The sequence below is a fragment of the Belliella kenyensis genome (genome assembly GCF_022549675.1).
Classification (GTDB): Bacteria; Bacteroidota; Bacteroidia; order Cytophagales; family Cyclobacteriaceae; genus Belliella; species Belliella kenyensis.
The window spans coordinates 94,346-120,950 of sequence record NZ_JAKZGR010000012.1 but is presented as its reverse complement, the minus strand read 5'-3'; the positions used below and the strand labels follow the sequence as shown (position 1 = coordinate 120,950).

At 35.7% G+C, this 26,605-nt stretch carries 24 protein-coding genes; 19 read left to right on the top strand and 5 right to left on the bottom strand.

Annotated elements, in window-relative coordinates; genetic code table 11:
- Window positions 1-10: 10 nt before the first annotated feature.
- On the bottom strand, window positions 11-1,309 hold the full coding sequence (locus MM214_RS13555; protein WP_241296170.1) for a site-specific integrase: 1,299 nt from the start codon (window positions 1,307-1,309) through the stop codon (window positions 11-13).
- 584 nt (window positions 1,310-1,893) lie between these two features.
- Here MM214_RS13555 and MM214_RS13550 point away from each other — a divergent pair.
- The 3 genes from MM214_RS13550 to MM214_RS13540 all read left to right on the top strand — a co-directional run bounded on the left by MM214_RS13550 (window position 1,894) and on the right by MM214_RS13540 (window position 4,567).
- On the top strand, window positions 1,894-2,922 hold the full coding sequence (locus tag MM214_RS13550; protein WP_241296169.1) for a serine hydrolase domain-containing protein: 1,029 nt from the start codon (window positions 1,894-1,896) through the stop codon (window positions 2,920-2,922).
- A 229-nt stretch (window positions 2,923-3,151) separates the two neighbouring features.
- Entirely contained in the window at window positions 3,152-3,736 is a 585-nt protein-coding gene (locus tag MM214_RS13545; protein WP_317208488.1) for a Crp/Fnr family transcriptional regulator, read from the top strand.
- 63 nt (window positions 3,737-3,799) lie between these two features.
- Complete coding sequence (locus tag MM214_RS13540; RefSeq protein ID WP_241296168.1) at window positions 3,800-4,567, top strand: hypothetical protein; 768 nt, start codon at window positions 3,800-3,802, stop codon at window positions 4,565-4,567.
- Between the two features lie 156 nt (window positions 4,568-4,723).
- On the opposite strand, the gene MM214_RS13535 is transcribed toward MM214_RS13540, so the two are convergent.
- The gene (locus MM214_RS13535; RefSeq protein WP_241296167.1) at window positions 4,724-5,389 is read right to left on the bottom strand and encodes a hypothetical protein; all 666 of its coding nucleotides are present in this window, start codon (window positions 5,387-5,389) and stop codon (window positions 4,724-4,726) included.
- Window positions 5,390-5,634: 245 nt separating this feature from the next.
- Complete coding sequence (locus tag MM214_RS13530; protein ID WP_241296166.1) at window positions 5,635-6,696, bottom strand: Fic family protein; 1,062 nt, start codon at window positions 6,694-6,696, stop codon at window positions 5,635-5,637.
- 176 nt (window positions 6,697-6,872) lie between these two features.
- On the opposite strand from MM214_RS13530, the gene MM214_RS13525 reads away from it, so the two are divergent.
- Complete coding sequence (locus MM214_RS13525) at window positions 6,873-6,995, top strand: helix-turn-helix domain-containing protein (RefSeq protein WP_290295108.1); 123 nt, start codon at window positions 6,873-6,875, stop codon at window positions 6,993-6,995.
- A 133-nt stretch (window positions 6,996-7,128) separates the two neighbouring features.
- On the opposite strand, the gene MM214_RS13520 is transcribed toward MM214_RS13525, so the two are convergent.
- Window positions 7,129-7,431 (bottom strand): DUF3784 domain-containing protein, encoded by a 303-nt coding sequence (locus MM214_RS13520; RefSeq protein ID WP_241296165.1) that lies wholly within the window; start codon window positions 7,429-7,431, stop codon window positions 7,129-7,131.
- Window positions 7,432-7,544: 113 nt separating this feature from the next.
- Here MM214_RS13520 and MM214_RS13515 point away from each other — a divergent pair, with 113 nt between their 5' ends.
- From MM214_RS13515 to MM214_RS13495, 5 genes are all read left to right on the top strand, one after another.
- Window positions 7,545-7,706: a hypothetical protein gene (locus tag MM214_RS13515; RefSeq protein ID WP_241296164.1), complete on the top strand. Its 162-nt coding sequence runs from the start codon at window positions 7,545-7,547 to the stop codon at window positions 7,704-7,706.
- 480 nt (window positions 7,707-8,186) lie between these two features.
- Complete coding sequence (locus tag MM214_RS13510; protein ID WP_241296163.1) at window positions 8,187-9,011, top strand: alpha/beta hydrolase; 825 nt, start codon at window positions 8,187-8,189, stop codon at window positions 9,009-9,011.
- Between the two features lie 146 nt (window positions 9,012-9,157).
- The gene (locus MM214_RS13505) at window positions 9,158-10,414 is read left to right on the top strand and encodes an AAA family ATPase (protein ID WP_241296162.1); all 1,257 of its coding nucleotides are present in this window, start codon (window positions 9,158-9,160) and stop codon (window positions 10,412-10,414) included.
- A complete protein-coding gene (locus MM214_RS13500; RefSeq protein WP_241296161.1) occupies window positions 10,407-10,961 on the top strand; it encodes an RloB family protein in 555 nt (184 codons plus the stop codon). The genes MM214_RS13505 and MM214_RS13500 overlap by 8 nt, the downstream gene beginning before the upstream one ends.
- A 230-nt stretch (window positions 10,962-11,191) precedes the next feature.
- Entirely contained in the window at window positions 11,192-12,280 is a 1,089-nt protein-coding gene (locus tag MM214_RS13495; RefSeq protein WP_241296160.1) for an AAA family ATPase, read from the top strand.
- 41 nt (window positions 12,281-12,321) lie between these two features.
- Here MM214_RS13495 and MM214_RS13490 read toward each other — a convergent pair whose 3' ends face one another.
- Window positions 12,322-13,221: a helix-turn-helix transcriptional regulator gene (locus MM214_RS13490; protein WP_241296159.1), complete on the bottom strand. Its 900-nt coding sequence runs from the start codon at window positions 13,219-13,221 to the stop codon at window positions 12,322-12,324.
- Window positions 13,222-13,311: 90 nt separating this feature from the next.
- On the opposite strand from MM214_RS13490, the gene MM214_RS13485 reads away from it, so the two are divergent.
- The 10 genes from MM214_RS13485 to MM214_RS13440 all read left to right on the top strand — a co-directional run bounded on the left by MM214_RS13485 (window position 13,312) and on the right by MM214_RS13440 (window position 26,602).
- Window positions 13,312-13,947 (top strand): hypothetical protein, encoded by a 636-nt coding sequence (locus MM214_RS13485; protein ID WP_241296158.1) that lies wholly within the window; start codon window positions 13,312-13,314, stop codon window positions 13,945-13,947.
- 36 nt (window positions 13,948-13,983) lie between these two features.
- The gene (locus tag MM214_RS13480) at window positions 13,984-15,009 is read left to right on the top strand and encodes a restriction endonuclease (protein WP_241296157.1); all 1,026 of its coding nucleotides are present in this window, start codon (window positions 13,984-13,986) and stop codon (window positions 15,007-15,009) included.
- Between the two features lie 278 nt (window positions 15,010-15,287).
- Window positions 15,288-16,493 carry a PDDEXK-like family protein gene (locus tag MM214_RS13475; protein WP_241296156.1) on the top strand — a complete coding sequence of 402 codons (1,206 nt, stop codon included), beginning with the start codon at window positions 15,288-15,290 and terminating at the stop codon, window positions 16,491-16,493.
- Between the two features lie 312 nt (window positions 16,494-16,805).
- On the top strand, window positions 16,806-17,900 hold the full coding sequence (locus MM214_RS13470) for a hypothetical protein (protein ID WP_241296155.1): 1,095 nt from the start codon (window positions 16,806-16,808) through the stop codon (window positions 17,898-17,900).
- 126 nt (window positions 17,901-18,026) lie between these two features.
- Complete coding sequence (locus MM214_RS13465) at window positions 18,027-18,938, top strand: metallophosphoesterase (protein ID WP_241296154.1); 912 nt, start codon at window positions 18,027-18,029, stop codon at window positions 18,936-18,938.
- 29 nt (window positions 18,939-18,967) lie between these two features.
- Complete coding sequence (locus MM214_RS13460) at window positions 18,968-19,798, top strand: GIY-YIG nuclease family protein (protein ID WP_241296153.1); 831 nt, start codon at window positions 18,968-18,970, stop codon at window positions 19,796-19,798.
- An 18-nt stretch (window positions 19,799-19,816) separates the two neighbouring features.
- Entirely contained in the window at window positions 19,817-20,908 is a 1,092-nt protein-coding gene (locus tag MM214_RS13455; RefSeq protein ID WP_241296152.1) for an ADP-ribosylglycohydrolase family protein, read from the top strand.
- A 253-nt stretch (window positions 20,909-21,161) separates the two neighbouring features.
- Window positions 21,162-21,797 (top strand): RNA polymerase sigma factor, encoded by a 636-nt coding sequence (locus MM214_RS13450; RefSeq protein ID WP_241296151.1) that lies wholly within the window; start codon window positions 21,162-21,164, stop codon window positions 21,795-21,797.
- 203 nt (window positions 21,798-22,000) lie between these two features.
- Window positions 22,001-23,101, top strand: a complete 1,101-nt coding sequence (locus MM214_RS13445; protein WP_241296150.1) for a FecR family protein — start codon at window positions 22,001-22,003, stop codon at window positions 23,099-23,101.
- A gap of 99 nt (window positions 23,102-23,200) precedes the next feature.
- On the top strand, window positions 23,201-26,602 hold the full coding sequence (locus MM214_RS13440; protein WP_241296149.1) for a TonB-dependent receptor: 3,402 nt from the start codon (window positions 23,201-23,203) through the stop codon (window positions 26,600-26,602).
- Window positions 26,603-26,605: the final 3 nt, after the last annotated feature.

Genomic DNA, 26,605 nt, shown 5'->3' with positions numbered 1-26,605 from the left:
ACTATTTGAATTAATAAGCAATTTTTAAAGACGTTTCTCCCCAATGTTCCAAAAGCTTCTGGGCGTTTTCCTCAGGGGTTACTTTGATGTAGAGTAAAAATGCCTTTTCAGTCTTATGGCCTGTGATTTTCATTAAACTGATTGCGGGAAAGCCACTTTTATAAACATTGGTTGCAAATGAACGGCGGGCGGTGTGGGTGGTGACAAGTTCCCATTTCTGCTTTGTGGTATTCACTTTCAAACCTCCCTTGATTCCTTCGACCTCCACCCTTGTTTTTAAGCTGTCCACCTGCTTTGCAATGTCTTTTAGGTAGGCATTCATTTTTTGGTTTGCTATGGCTGGGGGCAAACTGTTTGGATACCTGTCTTTGTATTTGACCATGATTTCTTTTACAGTCCTGTGAATGGGAATAATTACCCTTTCACCAGTTTTGTAAGTAGTGATTTTCAAAAAGTCCCCTTCAATGTTTTTGGGCTGTATGTTCGTAAAATCTGAAAATCTTAAACCAGTCCAGCAACCAACTATAAAAAGGTCTCTAACCCGCTCCAAATGGGGCGTACTGCTCAAATCCAGTTTGTAAAGGTCATTCACTTCATTTTCGTTTAAGTAAATTGAAAATCCCGCTACTTTGTGGGCTTTGAACTGCCTTGATTGAAAAAACATGTTGGTATTGTAGCCGTTTTCTGTGGCATAGGTCAAAAAGGTCTTGATTACCTGTATGTACTTTCCAACATTGTTTAGGGAATACTTTTCCTTATTCAGGTAATTGACAAACTTGGTGTAAAAATTTTGGTCAATGGTTTCAAAGGTCAAATGATACCCTTTCCCGAACTGTTCCAACTTGTCAAAGACTGTATTGTATTTTTGGATAGACCTTTTGTCAAACCTTTTCCCGCTTGATGTTAGCCTTATCCCCTGTTCGGATTCATGGATAAACCTTTTGAATAAACCCATGAATGTGGGCTTATTTTCGTGGTCTGTGGAGGTGTCTTGGTGGAGGTTTTTTAATTCCCTATCAAGTTCTGTTTTTATCTCAGTCGGAAAAGGGCTTCTTTCCAGTCGAAAAATCAAGTCTTCAAAAAGCTTAAAGGCTATATCCTGAATAAATTTTAGATTGCTGTTAAAAATCTTTGCCGTTGGAAAGTCTTTGACCTGTCTCGCTTGTTGGGTTTCTTCGTTCCAAAATTTTGGATGGATAAGCTTTCCTGTTGAATAGACTAGCCTTTTACCTTCATATCTAATGTACAAATGAATAGGTGTTTCTTTGTCTGCGAATTTATCCTTTAGATAAAAGTTGAATTTTGCCATTGTTAGTACTTTTGATTGGATACCTAAAGTTAGGAAAATAAATATCAGTAGGCTATACAGTAGGCTATTTTATTTAATTTACTCTTATTTCTTTTATCCTTATTTACTTAGTGTAAATTACAAAATACTGATTTTCAATACATTTAAATTAATTGAAGTTAGTTTAAAAAAGGGGGTATTTAGCCCTGTTCCCGCTACTACGAAGACCGATCATAGTTGATCGGTTTTTTTGTTTCTGGTTAACTCGTCGGTCTCCTATCCGCCGCGGCGGACACAGGTTTGAGATCTGCTAATATGAAGGATTCTGAAATTGGTTTCTTTTTTTAATTTTTGCAATGAATACTGGACTTTAGTACTGCGTTTGAACACAATCTTTGAATTTTTTTTGATACAATAAATAGCCTAAAAAGGGTAGAGTTTGGGTTTTCAAAATCGTTAAAAAAAATTGTGCCGAATAAATATTTTTAGAAAGTAAATCAATAATTTCGGCAAGACTAATATGGGTTTTGGCTTCTAAATAAGCTAAGATTGTAGTGGTTCTTTTACTTCAAGCTTATTTTTAAAAAAAAATATTATTTCGAAAGATGAGGATTATAAAACTGTTTATTGTTTTTATTTCTACTACGTTTTTTTCATGCCAATCGGGCAAGGATAAAAGACTAGATGAATCCTACTTGAAGCAAGTTGAGGCTATAATCAAGTCGAACAATTTTAATGGTGTTGTTTTGATTGCTGATGAGAATGAGATTGTCTATCATAAAGCGTTTGGTTTTTCTGATTTAGAAAATAACCGAAGCTTGGCTGTAAGCGATCAGTTCTATATCGGCTCTATCAGCAAACAAATTACAGCGGTTTTAATTGTAAGAGAAATTGAAAAGGAAAGGTTAAAGCTATCGGATACAATAAGTAAGTTTGTTAGCGACATTGAGCAAGATTGGGTTGACGAGGTTACAGTACATCACCTTTTGACTCATACCCATGGGATTGTTGAACTTAATGAACCTCTAGCCTTTGAGTTAGGATCTGAATTTAGTTATTCTCAGATAGGGTATGGTCTGTTGGCAAGTATTCTAGAAAAAATTCATGGAAAATCATTTGAAAGGATATCGACAGATTTCTTTAAAGATTTGGGCTTGCAAAGTACTTTTCATCCAGAGCATAGAAGTTATAAAAACTTGGTAAAAAGCTATGAAGAATCCGAATTGGGTGAACTTGTCTTTTCAGACGAGAATCCTGTAAAGTATATAGCAGCTGGAGGTTTTATTTCGAATGCTGCGGATTTGCTAAAGTGGAACAAATTGTTGCATTCAGGAGAGATCATAAATCCAACATCGCTGGAAATGATGCAGCAAAGGTATGCGACAAGAGTTCATCCAATTTTAGATTCTATAGAGTATGGATATGGTTTAATTTTTAAGGAAAATGAAGAGCAAATTCAAATTGGAGCATTTGGTTACGCTCCAGGTTTTGCAAGTGCTAATTACTATTACCCGCAGAAGAAAATGCACCTCATTATCCTTAGCAATGTAGCAACCCAATTAGACAACTTTAAAAAGACATTTCAGACACATACAGAATTAATGGGTTTGATAAAAGCGAGTACATTCGATTGAGCCTAACAAATGAAGTTTTTTTGTAATGCACAGATCTAAAACTGAATTTATAGCTTAGGGTAGAAATAAAAAACTAGCGGATATTTACTAACCTCCTAAGCTTGAATATTTTGTTAAATTAAATTTGTTCGATAAATTAGATAGGCTTGAGGACAATCTTGAACTTGAAATAAAGCTTTTGAGGAGATTTAATTTTTAAGGTAAATTACAAAGGGACAAAAGGATTTGAATGTTTGAAGAATTAAAAATATACTGTAAATCTATTATTCCCTTGACTGAGGAGGATATTATGATGCTTGATGACTTTTTTGAAGTCAAGAACCTTAAGAAAAAGGAATTTTTGTTGAAAAATGGAGCCCAATGCAATTTCATTGGGTTTGTGGCAAGCGGAACCATCCGGCATTTTCATATCAAAGATGGCGTGGAAAAAACTTGTGATATTTCTTTTGAAAATGCTTGGGTAACTGATTTTCAAAGCTTTATTAATAACACCTCTTGCGTTATGAACTTACAAGCCTTGGAAGCTACTAAGATTTATTTAATAAAAAGGGAAAAACTTTACAGTCTTTATAGCAAATGTCATAAATATGAAACATTTGGTAGATTGATGGCTGAGCAAGTTGCACAAAGAGCAACTGAAATAGCTATGTCACTTTCATCAGATAAGCCAGAAGAAAGGTTTCAAAATTTATTAAAGAGACAGCCAGATTTGTTTCAAAAAGTTCCACAAAAGTATATAGCGAATTTTTTAGGCATCAGCCCAGAGAGTTTGAGCAGGATTCAAAAAAGAATTCATAACAAGCGAAAATCTTAACTTAAGTCATCGACTTTGGTCATACCAACTGTGCAAATTTGTATATCATAAATAGGAAAAATTATGAAATTCAAATTACTCACTTTAATTCTATCGACGATGCTGACTTTAACCCATGTATTAGCTCAAAAGTTGGATTTTGAAAAAGTAAAAATCTATGAACATCAACTTGATGACGTAATGGAATTGATTGATATCAATGAATTGAAAATTAAACTCATTGAAGTTGAGAAAGATCACAGTCAAAATCCATCACCTATCAACAAAGTACGTTTAGGAATTATTTATCATGAAGTAGCATTGAATTTGTCATTTTTATCACAAACGGAATTCAAAGGCTATGGAAGAAAGAGTTTTGAGGTACTAACCGCACAATTTAAGGCTTCTGATACCCCACAAGAATTGTTGCCCTATATATGTTCATACAGGGCATCAGCATTATCCTTAGTGAGTTCCGAAACGAACAGTCTGAAACTTTTGAGTCAAGCTTTTGAATTGTTCAAAGAAGCTGTTGACAATTACTCTTCCATCTCCTATCTGCCAGAATTTTTACGTGGGAGCGTTGCAGAAAATCTACCATGGTTTTTCTTTCAAAAAAGAAAATTCGCAAGAAGGGATTTTCAATCTATCATCGAAAAATACGACAACAATCAAGAGTACTCGAATGCTAAGATCATGAGTTTTACTTATTGGGCTTGGGCAAATCAAAGGCAGAAAGGCAAGCACAGAGAACAATCAATAATATATTTGGATAAAGCAATAGCTTTAGATCCTAATTACAAAGCTGGAAGAAAACGAGCAGAGGAATTGAAGTTGAAAATGACAAATTAAAAAGCCCATGCCACTTGTAGCATTTCAATCAAAAGAATTTGGATGACTTAAGAATTATCTACAAAATCAATTCAGATTGAAGTATTTATTTCTTAGTAAAAAAAATTAAAAGGTTTCAAATTGCAATCATATTTTATCATTTATGTTGCCCATATATTATTCAATATGGCTAATTACACTTCTAAATTTCATTGGAGGTTTAGGAATTCCTTTAAATAGCAGATTCAAATGATCTTCGTAACTAGTGTTTTCAGTGAATATAATAGAAGCCATTATAGATGGATTTGAAAGATCAGGATTGTAATCCAGTTTTTCCAAAATCTGAGCTGGGATTTCCATGATTTTAAATTGAGCATCTTTTGAAAATACTTCCCAATAAATTCTCCTATAATTTGGCCAACTTAGCTTATTTTTAAATTCAACCCTTTGCATCTGATATGTAAAAGTCTCGGGTAATTGGAGTTGAAAATCATAAAAACTTTTATTGAGGATTTTAACCTCTTGATCAATATCCAAATCTATTTTTTCAGGAGCATTATCCCAATATTCGAAATTATAAATAGATTTAAACCCTGAATTTAATCTTACCTGCATATGCCAATAAAAATGTTCAAAAGCTTTAGGAAAAGGAAGAACTATGCTAGTGTAAGTTTCATCAATCACAGCTAATGTATGAAGTTTCTTAAAATAACCATTTGACTCCTTTTGAAGTGCATATACTTCAGCATATATAATGCTTTCTGCTGGTGGAGCTACTTGAATCAATCTATCAACTTGCCCATCAAAATTCGGCCAATTTTGATGTTGCCAGTTGTAGGTCATGAGCCAATTATTTTATCTAATCGGCTAAAATATAGCAATAATTTGAGCCGATTAAAAGAATTAATCGGCTCAAGATGGTTTTATTCCATATCGGAATATGGAATAATTGCTTCTCTCTTTTCATGAAATGAAGAATAAATTTTATTTATACTTTCAATTGAATTCTATCTAATTTCATTCTTAGAAATATCTCCTTAATTTTCTTTCAATCGCTAATTTGCCTAAACCATTATGTCTATATTCATTTAGGGCGTCAATGCCTTGGTCAGATATGGGTTAATGTAATAATTGGGTTTGCTTACTTTTTTGATCAAGACACCATCTTTGGCTAATTGATTGAGATATCCCGCAGCGGTAGGACGGCTAATGCGAAGGGTCTCTTGTAAATATTCTATTTTGGTGTAAGGATGATGGAAAAGGTGGTTTAGCAAATCCTGACTGTAAAATTTATAATTTTCTCGGAGGACATTTTTCAATAGCATCATAGCTCTTTTTATTTCTTCCACTTTGTGCATGGTGCTTAGGGCAGTTTGCTCCACCCCTTGAATCATGTATAAAAGCCAATCCTCCCATTCCCCTGTTTTTCTTACTTCTTGCAAGTGCATGTAGTATTCGCTCTTATTTTGTATAATAAAATGGCTCAGGTACAGTATGGGCAAGTCAAGTAAACCTTGGAGAACCAAGTAGAGGATATTGATGATTCTTCCTGTGCGGCCATTGCCATCATAAAATGGATGTATGCTTTCGAACTGAAAGTGAATAACTGCCATTTTGATAATTGGGTCTACTTCACACATCTCAGGATCGTTGATGAACAGCTCCAAGTTCTGCATTAACGTTACAATCTCATCATATTCCTGCGGTGGTGTGTAAACCACTTCTCCCGTCTGCTGATTTTTGAGTGCTGTTCCTGGTAGTTTTCGAAAACCTGCATTGTTCCCTTCCAATACAGTTTGTATTTCTATGATGTGATTGGATGTAAGAATGCCATGTTTGGTGACAATGTCAAAACCCCTTTTGAGAGCAGATATATAGTTTTTCACTTCTTTGGCTTGTGGAGACACATCGTAATCAGGTCCAAGTGAAGATCGGTAGAGTTCATCATGTGTAGTAACTATATTTTCCACCTCAGAACTATCTTTAGCCTCTTGTATGGATAATGAATTGATCAATATATCCTGCCTAGGAATACTTCGAGCTACGCCCTTGAGCTCTGCCAGTGCACGATGTGCCTGGTTGAGGGCTTTGAGTACTTGTTTGGTTTCAAGTTCTTTGCTGTAAGGAAGTGATGTAGGTTGCCAGGTCATGGGTATTGTAAAGATTTTTTATTTTTCTTTATCTTGTGAAACACTAATGTAAAGAAAATTGAAATTCTTTTACATTGTATTGGTTAAATATTAAGATTTTCTCTATTATTTTATTTTAGCACGCCCTTTAGTATATGAATCGTATGATATTTTGATCCGATTAAAAGAATCAATCGATTGCCGAAGTAGCATACCGAAGTGGCTTTCAAAACTTGTCGTATTTCAATAGGGTTTTTAAAAGGATACAAGGAGAATCTCCTAAGGAGTATAGGATGAGGAGATTGGAAAGTATTAGATGATGATGTGATATAGGCTATTGATGATAAAATATATAGAAGCTAAAATAGGGCTTCCGTTTTTTTTAAGCTTTTCAGAAGGTACTTATGGGTAACTGAGAAAAAATGATTTTAGATTATTTGCTGACAAAGTGTATTACCTACGATTTGCTATTAAATTACCAGCAATGATTAATACTATAACACCAAGCAAAGTTACGGATAGAAGAACCGAAGAGGTCAAGCTGGGTATTTCAAGCCAGATGGATGCTGGATAAGAAAAGATGCATAAAATACCCATCAGAATGAATGTGACAGATGCAAAATGCGGTAATCCATTTTGAGTAGCATACTCTTGATCTTTTTGAGGCATGCTGTTATACCCAGCAAGAATATTAGGATATACTCTAGCCACAAAACCAATAATTAAGTAAAGAACTCCTGAAAACAATACCCCCATAATATTTCTATTTTATTTGTCAAATCAACTTTAAATTCAGCTTTTATTTATTTGATCCTATGAAATCCGAATGACTGATTATTTAGGTTAAATATTGTTATAATTCAGGATAAATGCAAAAAAACAAGGAAGGTTTGCCAGAATATAATAGTGATCAAAAATTTTCTTTTTCTAAGATTAGGCTTGCTGAAAAAGTCAAAGGTATGCCAGTCCTACCTATCAGTAGACAAGTTCAAAGTGGACGAATGAAAGATGTATGCTTATACTTCGAATGAGCCCAATGAAGATGAAGGTATTCCTGAGACTAGCCTAAAAATTTCGAGCTTTGAAATATTCAGGAGCATGCAAATCAAGCTAGATCATTGAATAGGCTTGCTCCTGCTGAAAAAGATAATACTCATAAATGGGGTATTCATCAAAATTCAAGATTTTATTCTCCAGTTGGCGTTTTTCAGTATTCACTATGATATTTGTTTTTATTAAATAATGAAATTACTCATTAGTACAATTTATTTCATTCTTGATCAATATTACCCTTTAGTCAGTGTTTTTTTATCAAATTTAAATGGGTAGTTTTAGAGTGGGGAGAGATAAGATTCCATAATCTTTTGCTCAATGAATTCGATTTTGAATTAATGTTGCGAAATTATAGCGTTCACACGATGTAATTGAAGAACTAAATGTAAACTAGAACCCTTACATCAGTCAGCATATTGATTGATGTTGGTAGTATTTACTCAAATTAATCATCCTTTATGAAAAGATCAATCTGTGCCTTATTATTCACATTCGTCTTTTTTTGCATTGATTCAATTTACGCAATTAATCCAGTAAGGGAGTATATAAGAACACCAGCTACAGAGAATTGGAATTACCAGCAACTCGATATTCAAACATCAGATGGTTTTTGTCTAAAATCATGGATTTATAAGGCAAATCCAGAAACTGACAAGAACACTGTGATGATTTTGGCTTATCCAGATGCTGGCAATATGTCTTACTTTGTATATCATTCTATAATTCTGGCAAATGCTGGCTATACAGTAGTCACATTTGATTACAGAGGATTTGGGGAAAGTCAAGATTTCGAGATCCGAAAGGAATTACTTTATTATAGCGAGTTTGCTTTAGACCTAGAAGCCGTTGTAGGCACTGTCTCAAAGAGATTTACAGATAAAAAGCTTGGGATCTTGGGGATGTCGATGGGAACGATAGTATCAGTAATGGCCTTTCCCCATATAAAGAATCAAGTCGATTTTATAATTGGAGATGGTTTCGTTACCGATCCAGAGGAGATAGTGGACTATTACAAAGCTCAAGGTAAAGAAATTTTGCTTCCTAAAGGTAACCAGACTTTTCGATCAGCCTTAAAATCTATTGATTGTCCCATTTTGATTTTGGCAGCAAAGGATGATGCAATTACTACCTATTCGTCAGCTATGAAGATGAAGGAGAAGCTTGGTGAAAACTGTCAAGTCGTTTTATATGAAGGAGGTCACCTAACTGGATTTCAGGTGGATTATGAAAGCAAGGGTTTTGGTGGGTGGTTTTTGGTTCAGGTAGAAGAGTTTTTGGGCTAAATTCGAGAGAATTTTATTCTTCATTCGTTTGTGAAGAAATTGTGTCAATTTATTTAAATCATAATTAACCTAAAACCGAAACAAATAACCGTTTGTATCATTTTAAAGTTTATATTTGTAAGATATTTACATGATAAGCTAATAAAATGGTTTTAGAAATCCGATTGAGTAATTTTTTCTCCATCAAAGATGAAGTTTGTCTAGATTTCAGAGCAGCGAACATTAAATCTGCCAATGCTAGAGCGTTAGTGGATAATGTGTTTCGCCAAGATAAAACTGATGTTCTCAAAACGATGGTTTTGTATGGAGCCAATGCCTCTGGAAAAAGCAATGTCATCAAGGCCATTCGATTTTGCAATACCTTGGTATTTCGATCACATACGCATAATGAAAATACCATCTTCAATTTCAAACCATTCAAATTTGATGGGTATGCCAATAAGCCAAGCAAATACTTTATAAGGTTCTTATCCAAGGGAATTGAGTATGAGTATGCTTTCAGTCTTACCAATACGCAGATCATTGAGGAAAGCTTACATTTTTATCCAAAAGGAAGGATCAAAGAAGTTTTTACCCGAGATGAAAGAAGAGGTAAAGAAAAAAGTGATATTTATACTTTTGGTGATGTAATCAAGAGGCCAATGGATGTGGCTGAAAACACCTCCAATAAAACCCTATATATCAGTAGAGCAAGCCAAATGGATAGAGAGATTCCTAAAGAGATCTTCAATTACTTCCACAATACATTTATTCTACAATACCTAGGCTTTGGTATGTCGGCTATTGAAAGATTGAGTAAGGAAAATAAAGAGCTTTTGATCGATGCTTTGAAAATTGCCGATAGTGATATTGTAGACGTGAAGATTAGATCTCTGAAACAACCTGGTAAAAATTTCAATGCTAATCTGGATACGCTTACGGTTACTGTAGAAGAGGTGGTACAGGAGCGTCTTCAAATCACCACATTTCACAAAAGGGATCCGCATAAAGGGTTTGACTTCTTGACTGAGGAATCCCAAGGTACAATAAAGTTGTTTTTTATCATGCTTACGATCATGGATATAGTGAAAAACAATAAGATACTTTTGATAGATGAAATTGAAGAGAGTCTTCATCCTAAGATCATTGAGTATATTTTCAATTTCTTTAGGGCGAGTAAAAGCGCTCAATTGCTTTGTACTACGCACAATACAAAGTTCCTAGACTTGAAGAAAATGCGTAAAGATCAGATATACTTCGTCAATAAAAAGGAGGATGCTTCAACAGAAGTATATTCATTGTATGATTACAGTGATTTTAGAGATACAATGGACTTGGAGAAAGCATACCTTCAAGGAAGGTTTGATGCTGTACCTATCGTTAGTGACTCATTGGAAACGTTAAAGGGGATTTTTAATGAGTAAACGGAACAAACCAAGAGGTAAAAAGATCAACCCCACTTATTGGGTGTTTTGCGAGGGTAAAACTGAGGAGGCTTACATTTCCTTTCTTAAATCAAAATATCGATTACCGATTGAAATTGTTTCTAAAGTTGCTGGATCAAGTGTAAGTTCCAATTTCATAAAGAAAACTAAACAAGGCAAGCCAACTGATCCTAAGGATAAGGATTTTTTATTCTATGATGGTGATATTTCAGAGATTATTGATCAATTAAAGAAAATTGACAGTGCCAAAATGATCATCTCTAATCCTTCAATTGAGCTTTGGTTTTTATATCATTACAAAAATCAGAAGGCTTTTATCACAGTGGATGATTGTATGAGAGATCTCAGTAATCGAAATAAAAACCGGTACAAAAAAGGACTTATTGATAAAAAGCTGACCGAAAAATTAGACTCAGAATGCAAGAGAGCTTGCGAAAGAGCCAAAGAGTCCATACTTTTTGATAATCCTTCATCGAATGTATTCTCATTCATTGAAGAGTTAGAGAATGCCAAGAAGGGGAAGTAGCTGCCTTATGTCCAAGTGCTTTTTGACTCAAAAAAAATAAATTATCTATTCCGTTTTATTGTAAACCTAAAAGGGGGTTGTCTTGATTCGCACAAATCGGACGTTTTTTTACCAAATCAATTTTTTATCTACGCCATGTTTTGGCAGAGGTGGTATTGATCTTTGGAGAATTGATCAAGCGGACGCTTTAATTGCGTTTATCAAATTTTAAATCATCAATTTTCCTCAATATGAATAGCCAAAATTCAAGAATCTCGCCACCAAATTTGTCACTCAATTCCTCTAGAACCAGTATTTCAGATGTTTACAATGATTATAGCACCAAAAATCCCTTATATTTTTTGGCACATTTTGGATATCTACCACACTTATTAGTACTCAATAGTATCAATTGCAGTAAGGCTAATGATTGGATTTTAAAAAACAGTCAAAAAAGTATTCAAGAGCATTACTTGATTAGAAGCATAAAGAATCAAGATAGAAAAGCAAACATTGAGTTAGGGGTCTATTTTTTGGAACAGGATATCATGATATGTCTTGAGGATTCTGGACGCATTTGTAGAATTTTCTATAAATACTCAGATGAAAGGCTTGTTGAAAATTATCGTAAGCAAATGCTACGCTATAAGATGAAAAATGTAGAAAAGTCCAAAATTTCAATTCTTATGCATGATGGTTGTGACTTTTACCTTCAGAAAAGGCCAATCAATAAGCCAAAATTGGATATCAAGGATAATTACAATTCAGATTTTGAGGCTGTTCATCAGCGCATTATAGATCGATTGAATAAGAGGGATGATAAAGGAGTCTTGTTGCTTCATGGGCAGCCTGGCACAGGAAAGACTACTTACTTGCGATACTTGATCAACTCAGTCAGGAAGAATGTGATATTTTTCCCTCAAAATATGACCCAGCAAATAGATGGGCCTCATTTTATGCAATTCCTAATTGCTAACCCTAATACGATTCTTGTCATAGAAGATGCTGAAAACATCATTACCAATCGATCACTGACTAGAGAATCTGGCGTGTCCTCCTTATTGAATATTTCTGATGGTTTATTATCTGATTTTTTGAATATTCAATTGATCTGTTCTTTCAACACTGATATTTCCAATATTGATGAAGCCTTGGTTCGAAAGGGAAGGCTAATTGCAAACTATGAATTCAAAGCACTTGAAATAGAAAGGGCTAAATCTCTTTCAAGAAAAATTGGTGTTTATACATCCATAGATAGACCTATGACCCTTGCAGAAATTTATCACCAAAAGGATAAGGGTTATACAAAGGCTTCTATAGGATTGAAAATTGGGTTTTAGGGCAAGTAATCAACGGGGAAATTAATTAAAGAACATCCCCTTCACTTAATCTGTCCTCCCACCATATTCCCCGCCTTCCCTCTCACTATCTCCTTCAAGCTCTCAGGCGCATCCACCCTGACTTCGTCTCCATGGGAAAGGATCTCGGAGATCAGTTCATACTCGATTTTCACTTGTAGTCGGATGGTAAGGATATTGCCGTCATCAACCAAGATCTCTTGACTTGCGTGCCAAGGGAGGGATTTGATGTAGCGTCCTTTTAATTCGCTGAAAGTTAAGATCACTTCTTCTACAGGGTTTCCTGGTGTATTGATAATGCCAAATAGATCACGAAAATAGACCTCAAAATCAATTTGTTGGTTGACCTTGAATCTTTCATTTGTTAGATTTAATTCATGAACCCGATCAAGCGCAAATACTTTGAACTGATCATTTTCATCAAAAGTGAGCAAATACCAACGCTGTTTGAATTCTTTCAGTGCTAATGGTTTTAGAGTCCTTTCTTCTGTTTCCGATTTCCAATATTTGCCATAAGTAATTTGAATTCTCTTGCCTTGTTCTATTGCTTTGATGATGGTTGAAAAGTGCTCTGTGCCTTTGGCAACTTTTTGCTCCATAAAAACATAACTAGGTACTTTTCCTCTTTTTCCAAAGAGTTGGAGGGTATCAAAAACTTCTAAGAGCTGTATGTTTTGTTCGCTGCTTCCTTCGGTATCGATGGCATATTGGCCGGATTTGAAATCATACTTGATGGCGATGCCAAAAAATTCATTGATTTCTGCCAAATCACGGTTGAATGTACGCTTAGAAATGATCAAATCCCTGTCAAGATCTTCTTCTTTTCTTGCCAAGTGATTTTCTAGCGTTTGCCAATCAAAGGCTCTTTTTCTAGCTAACTTGATGATTTCAGCCTGCCTAATTAATGAATCTAACTTGCTCATGATCTAAAGATAGGCATAAGCTAAGTCAAAATATGTCTGTTTTATTTTTTAATTAAGTCATCTTTTGGCTGAGGGTAATGTGAATTTTACATGATGAAAAGAAGAGACTTTGTAAAATCCCTACCAATATTGGCTGTTGCTCCTGCTATTTTAAGTCATGTTCAAATTGAAAAAGTCCATGTAATTGCAATTGGTACAGCCGCATCAAGACTAATCGCACAAAATAGCGATGTGCTAAAAATTGATAGCATTACTTTGATCACGGACACAATGCCACAAGGAGCAAAGAATCATTGCCATTGGATCCAATATACCCCTCTAGCTTCGGCTTATGAAGTTTTTGATGGTCGTAGATTTTTGAAAAGGGAAATACCAAAGCAGCTAGAGCTATCAGATCAGGTCAAGCAACGGCTAGATAACTTGAAGGGTAGAATTATTCTTGTTGCTGCACTGGGGAGGTTTACAGGAACCTTCATGTACTCACCAATAAGAAATTATTTAGATTCCAAAGGTTTGAAATCAGAAGGTTTATGCTCACTACCCTTTGCATTTGAAGGAAGCTTTTGGCGTGAAGCATCTGTACAAGTCGCAAATAGCCCACAGGGTGATCAGAGTATCTTGGACTTTGAGCAATTAAGAAGTCGAATAGGTAATCTTTCCATTCGCTCAGCTTTTAGAAAAGCGGATGATTGGGTTTTGGAAGAGTTGAGAAGGAAATTGGGCTGATCTGAAGAATATTATTAAAGATAAAATAGATAGAAAATGAACTATTGGTTACACAGAATTTCACACCATGCTGAATTATCCTATCCGCTACTGGAAACTGGATATCTATCAATCGGTTTTTCTGATATGATAAATAATGAAATCATCGACAAAGTATTGTCAAATGATTGGGACTATTTTAATGAGCTATTTCAAATGACTTGGCGTTCAATTCCCAAAACAAGGTTTAACCTCTGGAATTTTTTAAAAATGGCAAAAGGAGACTTGGTGATTGTTCCAAGCTGGGGAACCTTCTTTGTCTGTCAGATCAAGGAAGAAAGGCCAGTGAAAATTGGAGATGCTTATTTTGATGGTTTAAAAACATGGCAAGGGAAGCCAGTTACAAGACATGAAGACAGACTCATTTCAGAGTCAGGGAATATATTTGATCTTGGTTTTGCTTGGCGAGTGAATGTACTACATGAACATATCCCAAGAGACAAGTTTGCAGACTCAAAACTGACTTCAAGGATGAAAATTAGGCAAACAAATGCCAATATTACTGACATCAAGGATAGTATTGAATGTAGCATTGATAATTATAAAAATAATAAGCCCATTCATCTTCATTCAAAACTAATAGAGAAGACGGCAAACATCGTACTTGATACAATACGGGTTGAGCTAAATCCAGATAAGTTTGAAAAATTAGTAAAAATTTACTTTTTAGCGATTGGGGCAAATGAAGTTTCTATTCCTCCAAAAAATGAAAGGGATAAAGTTGGTGATGCTGATATAGTGGCTGTATTTGAACATATTAAGCTTATTATTTATACTCAGGTAAAATTTCAAAATGGAGAACTCAATGAATGGGGCACAAGTCAGGTGCTAGACTATAAAACAAATATGGAAAGCATTGATGATGGATATAATAAAGTCGCTTGGGTAGTCACTTCAGGAGAAAGTTTTAGTGTAGAAGCGAAGAGATTGGCCACTGAAAATGGGGTACAGCTGATCAATGGCTTAGAATTTTCTAAAATGTTGCTTAATGCAGGTATCAAATTGCTAGATTCTGATCTGTAATATACTTGAATGATTTGGATATCAAATCAATTGTTTCTAATTACAAGAAGCTTGCAGTTTTTCTCTTTTAAAATTGATGAATCTAATAGGTTAGGGATTCTGAATAAAGAAAAGCTTAAGGAAAACAGGTAGTAGCATTCATTGCGATATTACTATTCTTCCTATTTTAAAAAAAAGCGAATGATTGGATGAAATTTGAGAATGGAATATGTAATCACAAGACTTTCTACTAAAGATTTGTATTTTGAACCAGAATAGAAAATAAAGAACACAATTAGATGAAGAATATTGAACCAATAAAGAACCTGTTAAATAACGTGGAACAGGTTGTCAAATATTATGATAAAACTTTTGAAACCACTGGACAAGCTTTTAGCATTTTCCATGCTTGTGATATAGTCCGTAATGAAGTAGTCCTTCATACTAGATTTATTGGCTACCTGCTGAACCCTAAAGCTGGGCATATGCAAAAAGATAAGTTTTTAAAGTTGTTTTTTGATACTTTGGAGATCAAAGAATCAACAGAAGGATTTCAAGTTGAAATTGAAAAACCCATAGGAAGAGTTAATCAAGAAACAATTGAAGGTGGAAGAATTGATATTTTTATTTCTAACCCTTCGAAGAAGTTGGCTTTTGCAATTGAAGTGAAGATCTGGGCTGAAGAGCAAGAAAATCAATTGGGGCGATATTTTGATTACATTCAAAAAACCACGAATAATGCTAATGATAATTCAGTACTTTTTCTCACTTTATTTGGAGAAGAAAGTAAGTGTGAAAAAATGATTGATAAATATAAAAAAGTATCGTTTGCCGATAATATTGTCAATTGGATTGAGAGCTGCAAATTAGCTTGTATCGATCAACCTATCATCAGGGAGACATTAACCCAATATTCCAACGCAATCAAATCCTTAACCCACCAAAACATAGACAATCATATGAATGACGAAATCATAAATTTAATTACCAAGGATGAAAATAGTTTTAAAGCTTTTGAGGCACTTCAAAATATTTCTTCAAATGTTTATTCTAAATTCATAAATTCTTTAGTTAGTAATTTGAGGGAAAATGAAAATTTGAAAGGCTTATTTGAAATAGAAGTTCCATCAAAAATTGAAATTAAAGAGGATTTCTCAATACTCTTTAAAAGAGATGACAAAACAACTCCTAAAATTTATTTATACTGGTTGAATAAGGGAATTGTTGGAATTGGAATGCATGGAGGGGGTGATGATGTAGAGAAACCTATTAGAGAAGAAATGAATAGTATTTTAAAACAGAGGGGTTTTAATAATAAATGTCTTAATCAAGGGAATTCATATAGGAATTGGTATTGCCTCGCTGAAGTGGCTGAATTAAATGGTCACCCTAGACTGCCATCTGAATCTTGGAAGCTATTTAATGATGATGATCTTGCGGAAAAGATTGGAGAATGGGTAACCTTTATCTATGAAGCTTACCAAGAACTTACTCTTCATAAATAATTTGCACTCTATATAATAACCTTAAATGCTTGTTTTTAAATCATATCTAAAAGCTGAGAGAATCATCTAAAGACTGTTAGCTAGCCTTGTTGCCTAAAGCAACATTTCCAAAGCTTTGAAGTCGGTCAAAATTTGATGTTTTTTATCTAATATGGTCTATTTCTCTCAATCTAAGACATCTTTTGGCTGAGGGTCGGGCGATATTTGATTTATGGAAAGAAAGCATTTTTAACATCACGGCTAATCCTGACCGCTGTATGTTTTCCAATGCTTTAATTTTATTAAATCTGATCGTAAACTGATTTTATTGCTATGGATGAATATGACAATTATATAGGTTATCACCCTATCAGTGACCTGATGGGGTTACATTTTATCTTGAAGGGTTTTTTGGGAGGGCAAAGTGGGAAGCAACAACAAAACAGCGTGTTGTTAAATGATGTAAATCACCTGTTTAGAATCTATCAAGAGACCAAGGAATGGTTTGATCAGGCTAAAGTAGATAAAGAGGAATTTTTGGCAAAACTCAGTCTTCAACTGCATGATGCTTGGAAAAGGATCTCACCTCAAACAGATTTTTTGAATATATATGCTGGGGAAACTCCTTTATCTAACTCAGAACATATCAAGACTTTGTTCATTTTGGATACCCTTAAACAAAATCCAGATGAAACAGGAAAGTCAAAGGTCTTTGACCTTAGGAGAGACTGGGAAAAGATAGAAAATCAATTGCAGGATGATGAATTTTGGTCGTTTATCTGTGACAATGATTACTATGACAATCTTGATACAAGGATAGATCTGATTATTGATTTGGCTAATCAAGTGACTATTGTAGAAACAGAAGAACAAAAGGGAGTATCCTTTAATGGATATAATGACTTGTTTCAAAGAAATGAACGTTTAGATTGGAAAGCGATCAAACATACTTTTAACAAAATAAAAGAATGGTACACTGACAAAGAGCTTTATCATTACATTGGATTCTTAATTGTAACTAAATATGAAAAACTAGCAAGTATATTACAATTGAGTAAGTTTAAGAATAAAGAAGATTTTAAAAAACTCCTTTTGAAAGTAATTCAGCATCATCTTTCAAAAACTAAAGATGTTGACGGTAAAAAAATACAGTATCATAGGGTTGAAAATCTTAACTATGAAAAAGATACAACAGCCAGTAAAAATATTTTACTGTTGTTACATGTTGAAGATTATTTGAAAAGGGATTCTAATGAAAAGTTTCCGTTTAGCCTTTACCTCAAAGAAAAAAGAAGTGTAGCACATATCAATCCTCGAAGCATAGAAACTACAACCAGACAGATTTATGATTTAAAAGGTATGGACATGCATAAGGAGTATATCAAGAGCCAGTTGGAAAAATATTTCTATAAAGTGGGAGAGCAATAAAAAGCGAAAAGGAATCAGTTTTTGAAAAAAAATCTTAAACGGATTAACAGATGGTCAGATAGAATTTAACCCCTTTCGAAAATAATTGAAATATAGGTTTCATTATGAATGAAAAACCCCAAAACGATGATAGATTTTATTGGCGACATACACGGACATGCAGACAAGCTTGAAGCTTTACTTTTGAAACTAGACTATTCAAAGAGAAATGGAATTTATTCGCACTCTGAAAGAAAGGCTTTGTTTGTGGGTGATTATATAGATCGTGGACCACAGATTAGGGAAACACTTGAAATCGTCAAGCGCATGGTAGAAAGTGAAATGGCTATCGCCTTAATGGGGAATCATGAATACAATGCTATCTGTTTTCATTTAAAAGCGATGGATGGAGGGCATTTAAGAGCGCACTCTATAAAGAACATTATTCAGCATCAAGCTACTTTAAGCCAGTTCCAAAATAGACAATCGGAATATGAAATGTATTTGGAATGGTTTAAGACTCTTCCTCTTTTTTACGAGACTGAAGAATTCCGAGCTGTTCATGCATGCTGGGATAAGACAAGCATCGAATATTTGAAAGAAAATTTGGTCGAGGGTAAGTTGACTGATGAGTTGATATATCAATCAGTCCAAACAGGGACTGCGCTTCATGATGCCATTGAGCAAATACTGAAGGGTAAAGAAATAAAATTGCCTAAGGGGCTTTCCTTTAAAGATAAAGATGGAAACGAGCGCAATGAAATAAGAATAAAATGGTGGGAAGATCCTAAGCAAATGACTTATAGAGAGATCAGTGTTGAGCCTATAGATAATTTGCCTAATCAGCTAGTTGAAATTCCAGAAATTGACTCATCGGATTATTATCAATCTAATGACAAGAAAGTGTTTTTTGGTCACTACTGGCTGAAAGGAGAACCTTCTTTTTACAAAAACAATATTTGTTGCTTAGACTACAGTGTAGCAAAAGGAGGGAAGCTTGTGGCATATCGCCTCAATAATGAAGAATCACTTGAAAAGCGAAATTTAATTCACATATAAGTTAGTTGGCAATCTGAATAAATAATAGAATGGAAAATTATTACGTATACGTTTACATTGATCCTAGAAACTACGAAGAGTTTTACTATGGGAAGGGTAAAGGAAATCGAAAGGAATCACACTTGAAATCTGATGATGACTCAGATAAAACAAAGATTATCGCAGAAATTAGAAAAGCTGGACTTGAGCCAATTATCAAAGTAATCGCAAAGGGGTTGACTGAAAAGGAAGCATTATTAGTTGAAAAAACCCTTATTTGGAAATTAGGAAAGTCTTTGGTCAACAAATCAATGGTAAATTTTGCTGAAAAGTTTAGACCTCACAATAAGCTGCATATTAATCTTTCAGGATTTGATTTTGAAAATGGTCTTTATTATGTAAATGTAGGTGAAGGAGCGCATAGATGTTGGCATGATTGCATGCAATTTGGGTTTCTATCAGCTGGGCAACATCCAAAATGGAGCGGTCCGATTAGAACTCTGGAAGTTGGAGATGTAGTTGTAGCCTATTTGAAGAATAGTGGATATGTTGGAGTTGGTAAAGTTTCGGAAAAGGCTGTAAGAGTAAATGATTTTTATATAAACCAGAAATCGTTGAGAGACTATTCCTTGCAAGAAAATGGGATTTTTGAAAACTCTGACAATGAGAATTCTGAATTTTTAGTTAGAGTGGATTGGATTACAGCTAAAGAAAAGGAGCAGGCAGTTTGGAAGAAAAATAACAAATTATTTACCTCTCAATTGATCAAAGCCTCACTTGATAATCAACCTCATACATTGAAATTTATTGAAGAAGGTTTTGGGGTCAATTTAGGAGAGCTTTTGAGTTCAATAGATAATAAAGATAGATCAAAAGTATAATGCCAAATTCATAGAACCATGACCAACCTCAATAAAAAAGACAAATACCTCGGATGCATATTAGGAGGAGCTATTGGTGATGCTTTGGGTGCGCCAATAGAATTTTTGAATTATGAATCTATCATCAGCAAGTATGGGGCTTCAGGAGTGCAGGATTATGTAGAGCATCCTGATGTAAAAGGTGAGTTTACCGATGATACTCAGATGTTGCTTTTTACAGCGGAGGGATTGTTGAGGGCTCGTCACAGGGCAGCGTTAAAGGGTTTTGGCGGTGCTCAAACTCACATCACCCACCAATCTTACCTCAGGTGGCTTCACACTCAAGGTGAGGGCGTGGATGAGTCTAGCAAAACACTTGGATTTATGGAAGGTTGGCTAGTTCAGAGAAAGGAACTCTACAAAAGAAGAGACCCTGGGGCTACTTGTATCCATGCTTTGAAATCAAAAATTATGGGCTCCCTAGAAGTTCCGATCAATGATAGCAAAGGATGTGGGACAGTAATGAGAGTTGCTCCCGTGGGCTTGATTTTTAACCACAACAGGAAAACAGCTTTTGAAGAAGGGGTCAAAATATCGGCCATAACCCATGGGCATCCTTCTGGTTATTTGAGTGGAGGGCTATTGGCTTCTATCATTGCTGACTTGTCACAAGGCTTGGATTTGAAAACATCAATTTCAAATGCCCTTAGGATTCTCAAAAAGCGGAAAGGTCACGAGGAAGTTTATGATAAAGTCAGCCAAGCTAGAGCGCTTCATAAGCAATACAAAAATAAAAATATCGATCAAGATGTGATAAGTACAATTGGTGAAGGTTGGGTGGCAGAGGAGGCGCTTGCGATAGCTTTACTTTGTGCCTTACACTATCCAAACGACTTCAAAAGTGCTGTCCTCACAGCGATCAATCACGGAGGAGATTCAGATAGCACTGGAGCTATCACGGGGAATATCGTAGGGCTTATGGTTGGTCAGGAGCAAATACCACAAGACTGGCAAGATAAGTTGATGCACAAAGATATTGTAGAAGAAATTGGGATTGACCTCAGCATTGGTTGTAAAAGTAACTATAGCTATGATGATGAAGAGTGGCATGGGAAGTATCCAGGGTATTGAAAAATCCATATTTCATTTTTTAGGCGTGGTATTTTGAGTTTAGTGCTATTTTTTAATGTGTGTACATGAGAATTTGAATAGTTTATCACATTTTCTAATCAAAATAAACCCATATTCACAAGTTTTGCCGCTCAAAACATACCAATATTTACATTATCAGCACTTTTCGAGCGTATTAATTTGAAGTGAAAAATGTTACTCATATATTTAAAGATAAATTAACATGGATTTACATCAAGCTTAGTATAAAAATTTGGAAAAGGATTACCACATAGAGTCAATTGTTTGGAATAGATTTTTGAAGGGAGATCAAAATGCTTTTAAAAAAATATACCTTGACCATGTTGATAGCTTGGTAATGTATGGTTTGCTTTTTTGCAAGGACAAATTCAAAGTAGAAGATGCCATTCATGATGTGTTTGTCGAGTTGCATGCCAGAAGAGCTAATTTATCTGAAAATATCAATATCAAATTTTATCTTTTTGCATGTCTCAGAAGACAGTTGAAATCAATCCTTAATAGTAATGCAATCTTAGATTTCAAGGATACAAATTGCAAGAGCTTTGAAATCGAGGATCTTCAATTTGACCCGATGATCCATAATGAAGAACAGAAGATCATGGTTTTCAAGCTTGCGGAAGCTATCAACCAATTGAGCCGAAAGAAAAAGGAAATTATCTACCTTCATTATATACAAGACCTGTCCTATGCTGACATCAGTATTTTGCTAGGAATTTCTCTTACTTCATGTCGTACCCTAATGTACAGAGCTATCAAAGATATCAGGTCCAACTTTGAATCTGATACGGTTGTTACAGAGAATATAGATTTCAGGTTACTGAAAAGTGGAATACAGCTGAGCCTTTTCATAGCTGCTCTTATGAATTAAGCTTCTTTTACATTTGAGATAGAGCACCTGCTATGCTATCATGATTTTTCAAAGGCGTTTTTCAAGAATTTATAACGTGCAGTATTTCAGGTTTTTATAATATATTTTTGAATTACATGAGATTTTTTGTCTATGCAAGGGTATAAATTCCCTCTATAATAAGTGAAGCCTCACTATATCGCTTCCAAGGATATCTCAGCAAGATGACAGAAAATAAGGATCAGGAAAACAGCAAAAATTTCAAAGACCAATATGGCAAATTTTTGCCCAAGGCTTTTAAGGTTTCGACAGGAGGTTCGATATCTCCAGAAAGGAAGGAGCAACTTTTTGAAAGAATCGTTGATTCTGCAAATCAGCAAAGTGCTAAGGCAAGCAAGTTTTCAGCACATTGGTTAAAATATGCAGCAGTATTGGTGGGCATTCTAGTAGTTGCAGGTAGCGCATACTTTGGTTTGTATCGGTACTCAGGCACCCATGATTATTCTGGAATGCTAAGCCAATTGAATTTTGAAGACTATGATCAAGCCCAGCTGATCATCAATGACCAAGAGACCATACTGCTTGAAGGCGAAGCTTCCGTCATTGATTATCAAAATGATGCCATTGTGGTCAATAAAAATACTACCGCATCTTCCAAACTGGGAGAGTACAACACCTTGATTATTCCTTATGGGAAAAGATCGCAAGTTTCACTTCCAGATGGAAGCAAGGTTTACCTAAATTCAGGTTCAAAGATGGTCTATCCTACAGCATTTGCTAGCAATCGACATATTTACTTGGAAGGAGAAGCGTATTTTGAAGTATTTAGAGATGAAGCCAACCCATTTACAGTACAGACTAAGGACCTCAGCTACCGAGTGCTTGGGACATCCTTCAATGTGAATGCTTATGACAATAATGACTATTCCATGGCAGTATTGGTCACTGGAAGTATAGAAGTAAAGTCAGAGAGAGAGTCATTGTTCAAAGCAGAGAAAAGGGTATTGAAGCCCAATCAGCAATTGAATTGGAGCAAAAATGCAAAGACTTTTGAGGTCAATGAAGTAAATGTAGAGCCATTTGTGAGTTGGAAAGATGGTTATTTGATTTTTGAAGAGGAATCCATAAGAAACATCAGTAAGAGACTTGAGAAACTCTACAATGTAGAGATAGCCATAGGGAGTAAAATATTAGAAAGAGAAACATTCACTGGAAGATTAGATTTGAAAACAGACATTGAGCAAGTCTTAGGGACTATAGCTTCTACGTCAGGCGTATCTATATCGAAAAAAGGAAGGAGGTACGAGTTCACCAGAGGAATCTAAAAGTAAAAAAAATCGGAAAGTGCTGCAACACCTTCCGACCAATGTACTACCCCTGCAAGGGTAGCTTTAATTAATGTAACACATCAATATTACAAAGTTATGAAAAAAATGCTTTCAACAGGTATTCCCATACCCACTGGGAAATACTATCTCAAATTGATTTTGTGTATGAAACTGATTGCTGGATTATTGCTCTTTGGAATGATGAATGTATCCGCTCACACATTCTCACAAACCAAGCTGGTAAGTTTAGAGCTAGACCAAGCTAGTCTCAAGGAGTTTTTTGACAATGTGCAGAATCAAACAGAATACCTATTTTTTTACCAAGATAAGTTAATCAAGTCAAATCAAGGGAATAGCATTACACTGCGCGTCAAAGACAAACCTTTAGATCAAGTGCTTGCGGATGTATTAGGGTCGAGAAATTTGACCTATGAAATTTCTGGAAGGCAAATAGCAGTAATTCCCACAAAGAAGCCCGCTACTAATACAATTTCCCCTGTCAGTAAAATCGAAATACAAGATAGAAGAGTCAATGGAACTGTCACTGATGAGAGTGGAGAGCCACTTCCAGGTGTTTCCATTTTGATCAGAGGTACTTCCAAAGGGACTACCACAGATTTAGATGGGAAATTCAGTATCGAAGTGTCAGATAATGCCACTTTGATTTTCCAATTCTTAGGCTTTAGAAGAGAAGAGGTAGCCGTAGGCAATAGATCCGAAATAACCATTTCTTTAAGAGCAGAAGTATCAAACTTAAATGAGTTTGTAGTGACTGGTTATGGCGTGCAGGAAAAGCGAGCTGTGACTGGCTCCATGTCATCTGTAAGTGGATCTGATATTGAAAATTTGCCAGTTGGTTCATTTGATAAAGCACTGCAAGGTAGAGCTGCGGGTGTTTTGGTTCAATCATCTTCTGGTGTTCCTGGTGGTCAGGTGAATATCAATATCAGGGGGCAAGGCTCAATTACTGCTGGAAATCAACCATTATACATCGTAGATGGTGTACAGCTGAACAGCCAAAGCGTAAGTACTAACAGGACTGAGAACAATCCACTGGCTTTTCTAAATCCAAATGATATTGAGTCCATGGAGATATTGAAAGATGCTGCCGCTGCGTCAATCTATGGTGCTCAAGCTGCAAATGGCGTAGTTCTTATCACCACCAAAAAAGGAAAATCTGGCAAAACCAGGTTCAATTTAAATTATTACAAGGGTATCACCGAACCAATGCCGAAGATGCAGATGATGAACTCTCAGCAATTCATCGATGCTAGAATTGAGGCCATGTCAAACAGATTCCCGACAAGAACTCCAGAGACTATCAGAACAGGTGTACTAAATGACCTCCGACTACCCACTAATCTCACAGATGATCAAATTGCAGCTTTACCAACTTATGATTGGCAAGACATAGGCTTTAGAACTGGAGTGGTAGACAACCTAGACCTGACAGCCTCTGGAGGTAATGATAACACGACCTTTATCATGTCTGGATCATACAATAACCATATCGGTAATGTGGTAGCCATAGACTTCCAAAGAGCTACAGCAAGACTAGGAGTCACCCACAAAGCCAATGAGAGGTTGACCTTTGAAATGAATACTAACTTGAGCTCTATCGTACAAAACGGTAATGATGGTGTAGGTACTACGGGACTTTTTGCAGCACCTCAGTTCGCTTCACCGATGATAGTGCCTACCGAGCCATTCAGGCTAGAGGATGGTTCATGGAATGCGCCATTGGGAGGATTGCCTGGTACCATGAGGTACAACCCTGTACAGACCGCCGAATACAATACGGCTAGGTCAAGACAAAGATCTGTTATTGGAAATTTTACAGCTAGGTACAAAATCACCGATGAGTTAGAATTCAAATCCTTCTATGGATTGGATTACAGAATCATTTCATCAGAGTTTTACATTGACCCAAGGACAGAGGGTGGTTTCGGAAGACAGGGGTTTCTACAAATCGAAACCATGCAGAATACAAACTTTATCACCAACCAAACATTAAACTTTAATAAAAAGCTAAATGATAAAAGTAGACTAACAGCCTTAGTAGGGGCAGAATATAGAAGTGACCAAAGGGAAAGAGAAGGAAGTACTGCTGAAGGATTTCCTACCCATCAGTTTCGAAGAATGTCATCTGCTTCTACGCCACTAACAGTGTTTGGTACTTGGACAGGTTTCAAGAGATTTGGAGTATTTGGACAAACTAACTTCGAATATGATAGAAAATTCTTTGCAAGTGCCATCTTAAGATATGATGGATCTAGCAGGTTTGGAGCGGATAATAAGTTCGGTCTATTTCCAGCACTTTCTGTAGGTTGGGATTTCTCTCAGGAGAGTTTTCTTGTTGAATCTAAGAATGTGGATCAGCTGAAGCTAAGATTTGGATATGGACAGACAGGAAATGATCAAATTGGTAATTTTGACTCTAGGGGACTGTATGGTGGTGCAGGTAACTATGCGGGTAACCCTGGTATTCAACCTGGAGGGATTGCCAATGTGGACCTAGGTTGGGAAAGAAACATTACATACAATCTTGGTTTAGACTACTCTTTCTTTGAGAGCAGACTTTATGGTGCCATTGAAGTGTTTCATAGAACGAGCAAAGACCTACTACTCGGTCAGCCATTACCATGGATCTCTGGATATGGAAATATTACCTCCAACATCGGTGAAGTTGTCAACAAAGGTATAGAGATAGAAGTAGCAGCTGATATCATAAGAAACAAAGATTTCTTATGGAGAAGTAGCTTTAACATTACCTTCTTGGACAATGAAGTGACCAGATTGTTTGATGACTTGGAGGTGCTTCCCGGGAACCAATCTGTGCGAGTAGGATACCCTCTAAGAACCAATTTCGAAGCAGCTTATGCTGGGGTCAATTCTGCCACAGGTAGACCAATGTGGTATGATGCCAATGGAGACATTACTTACAATCCCTTGAACCCTGGTGATTATCAGATTTTTGGTAGTGAATTGTCTAACTACTTTGGAGGATGGTCCAATTCATTCACATACAAAAACCTATCCCTTGATGTATTCTTCACTTACGATATGGGAAGAGAGTATTACAACAATGCCAATGTAGGGTGGTACAGAAATGGGTTTGGGATCAGAAATGCTTTGGAGCGTGTATACTTAGAAAGATGGACAGAGCCAGGTCAAATCACACCACATCCAAGGCCATTTGAAGGTGGTGCCGAAACCAATGGAGCTTCTTACATCAGAACATCAAGCAGATTTTTGGAAGATGCCTCATTTATCAGGCTGAAACAAGTTACTCTTGGATATGATTTCAGTCCGCGCCTTGTAAACAAGCTTAAGTTAACCAATGCAAGAATTTATGCCCAGGCAGTGAATCTATTGACTTGGACTGCATGGACTGGCTATGATCCAGAGTTTTACTTAGATGGAAGTGATTTTACTAGCAATCAAGGTATTGTCCCTCAGACTAGAAATTACACAATAGGAATACAGATTGGATTTTAAAAA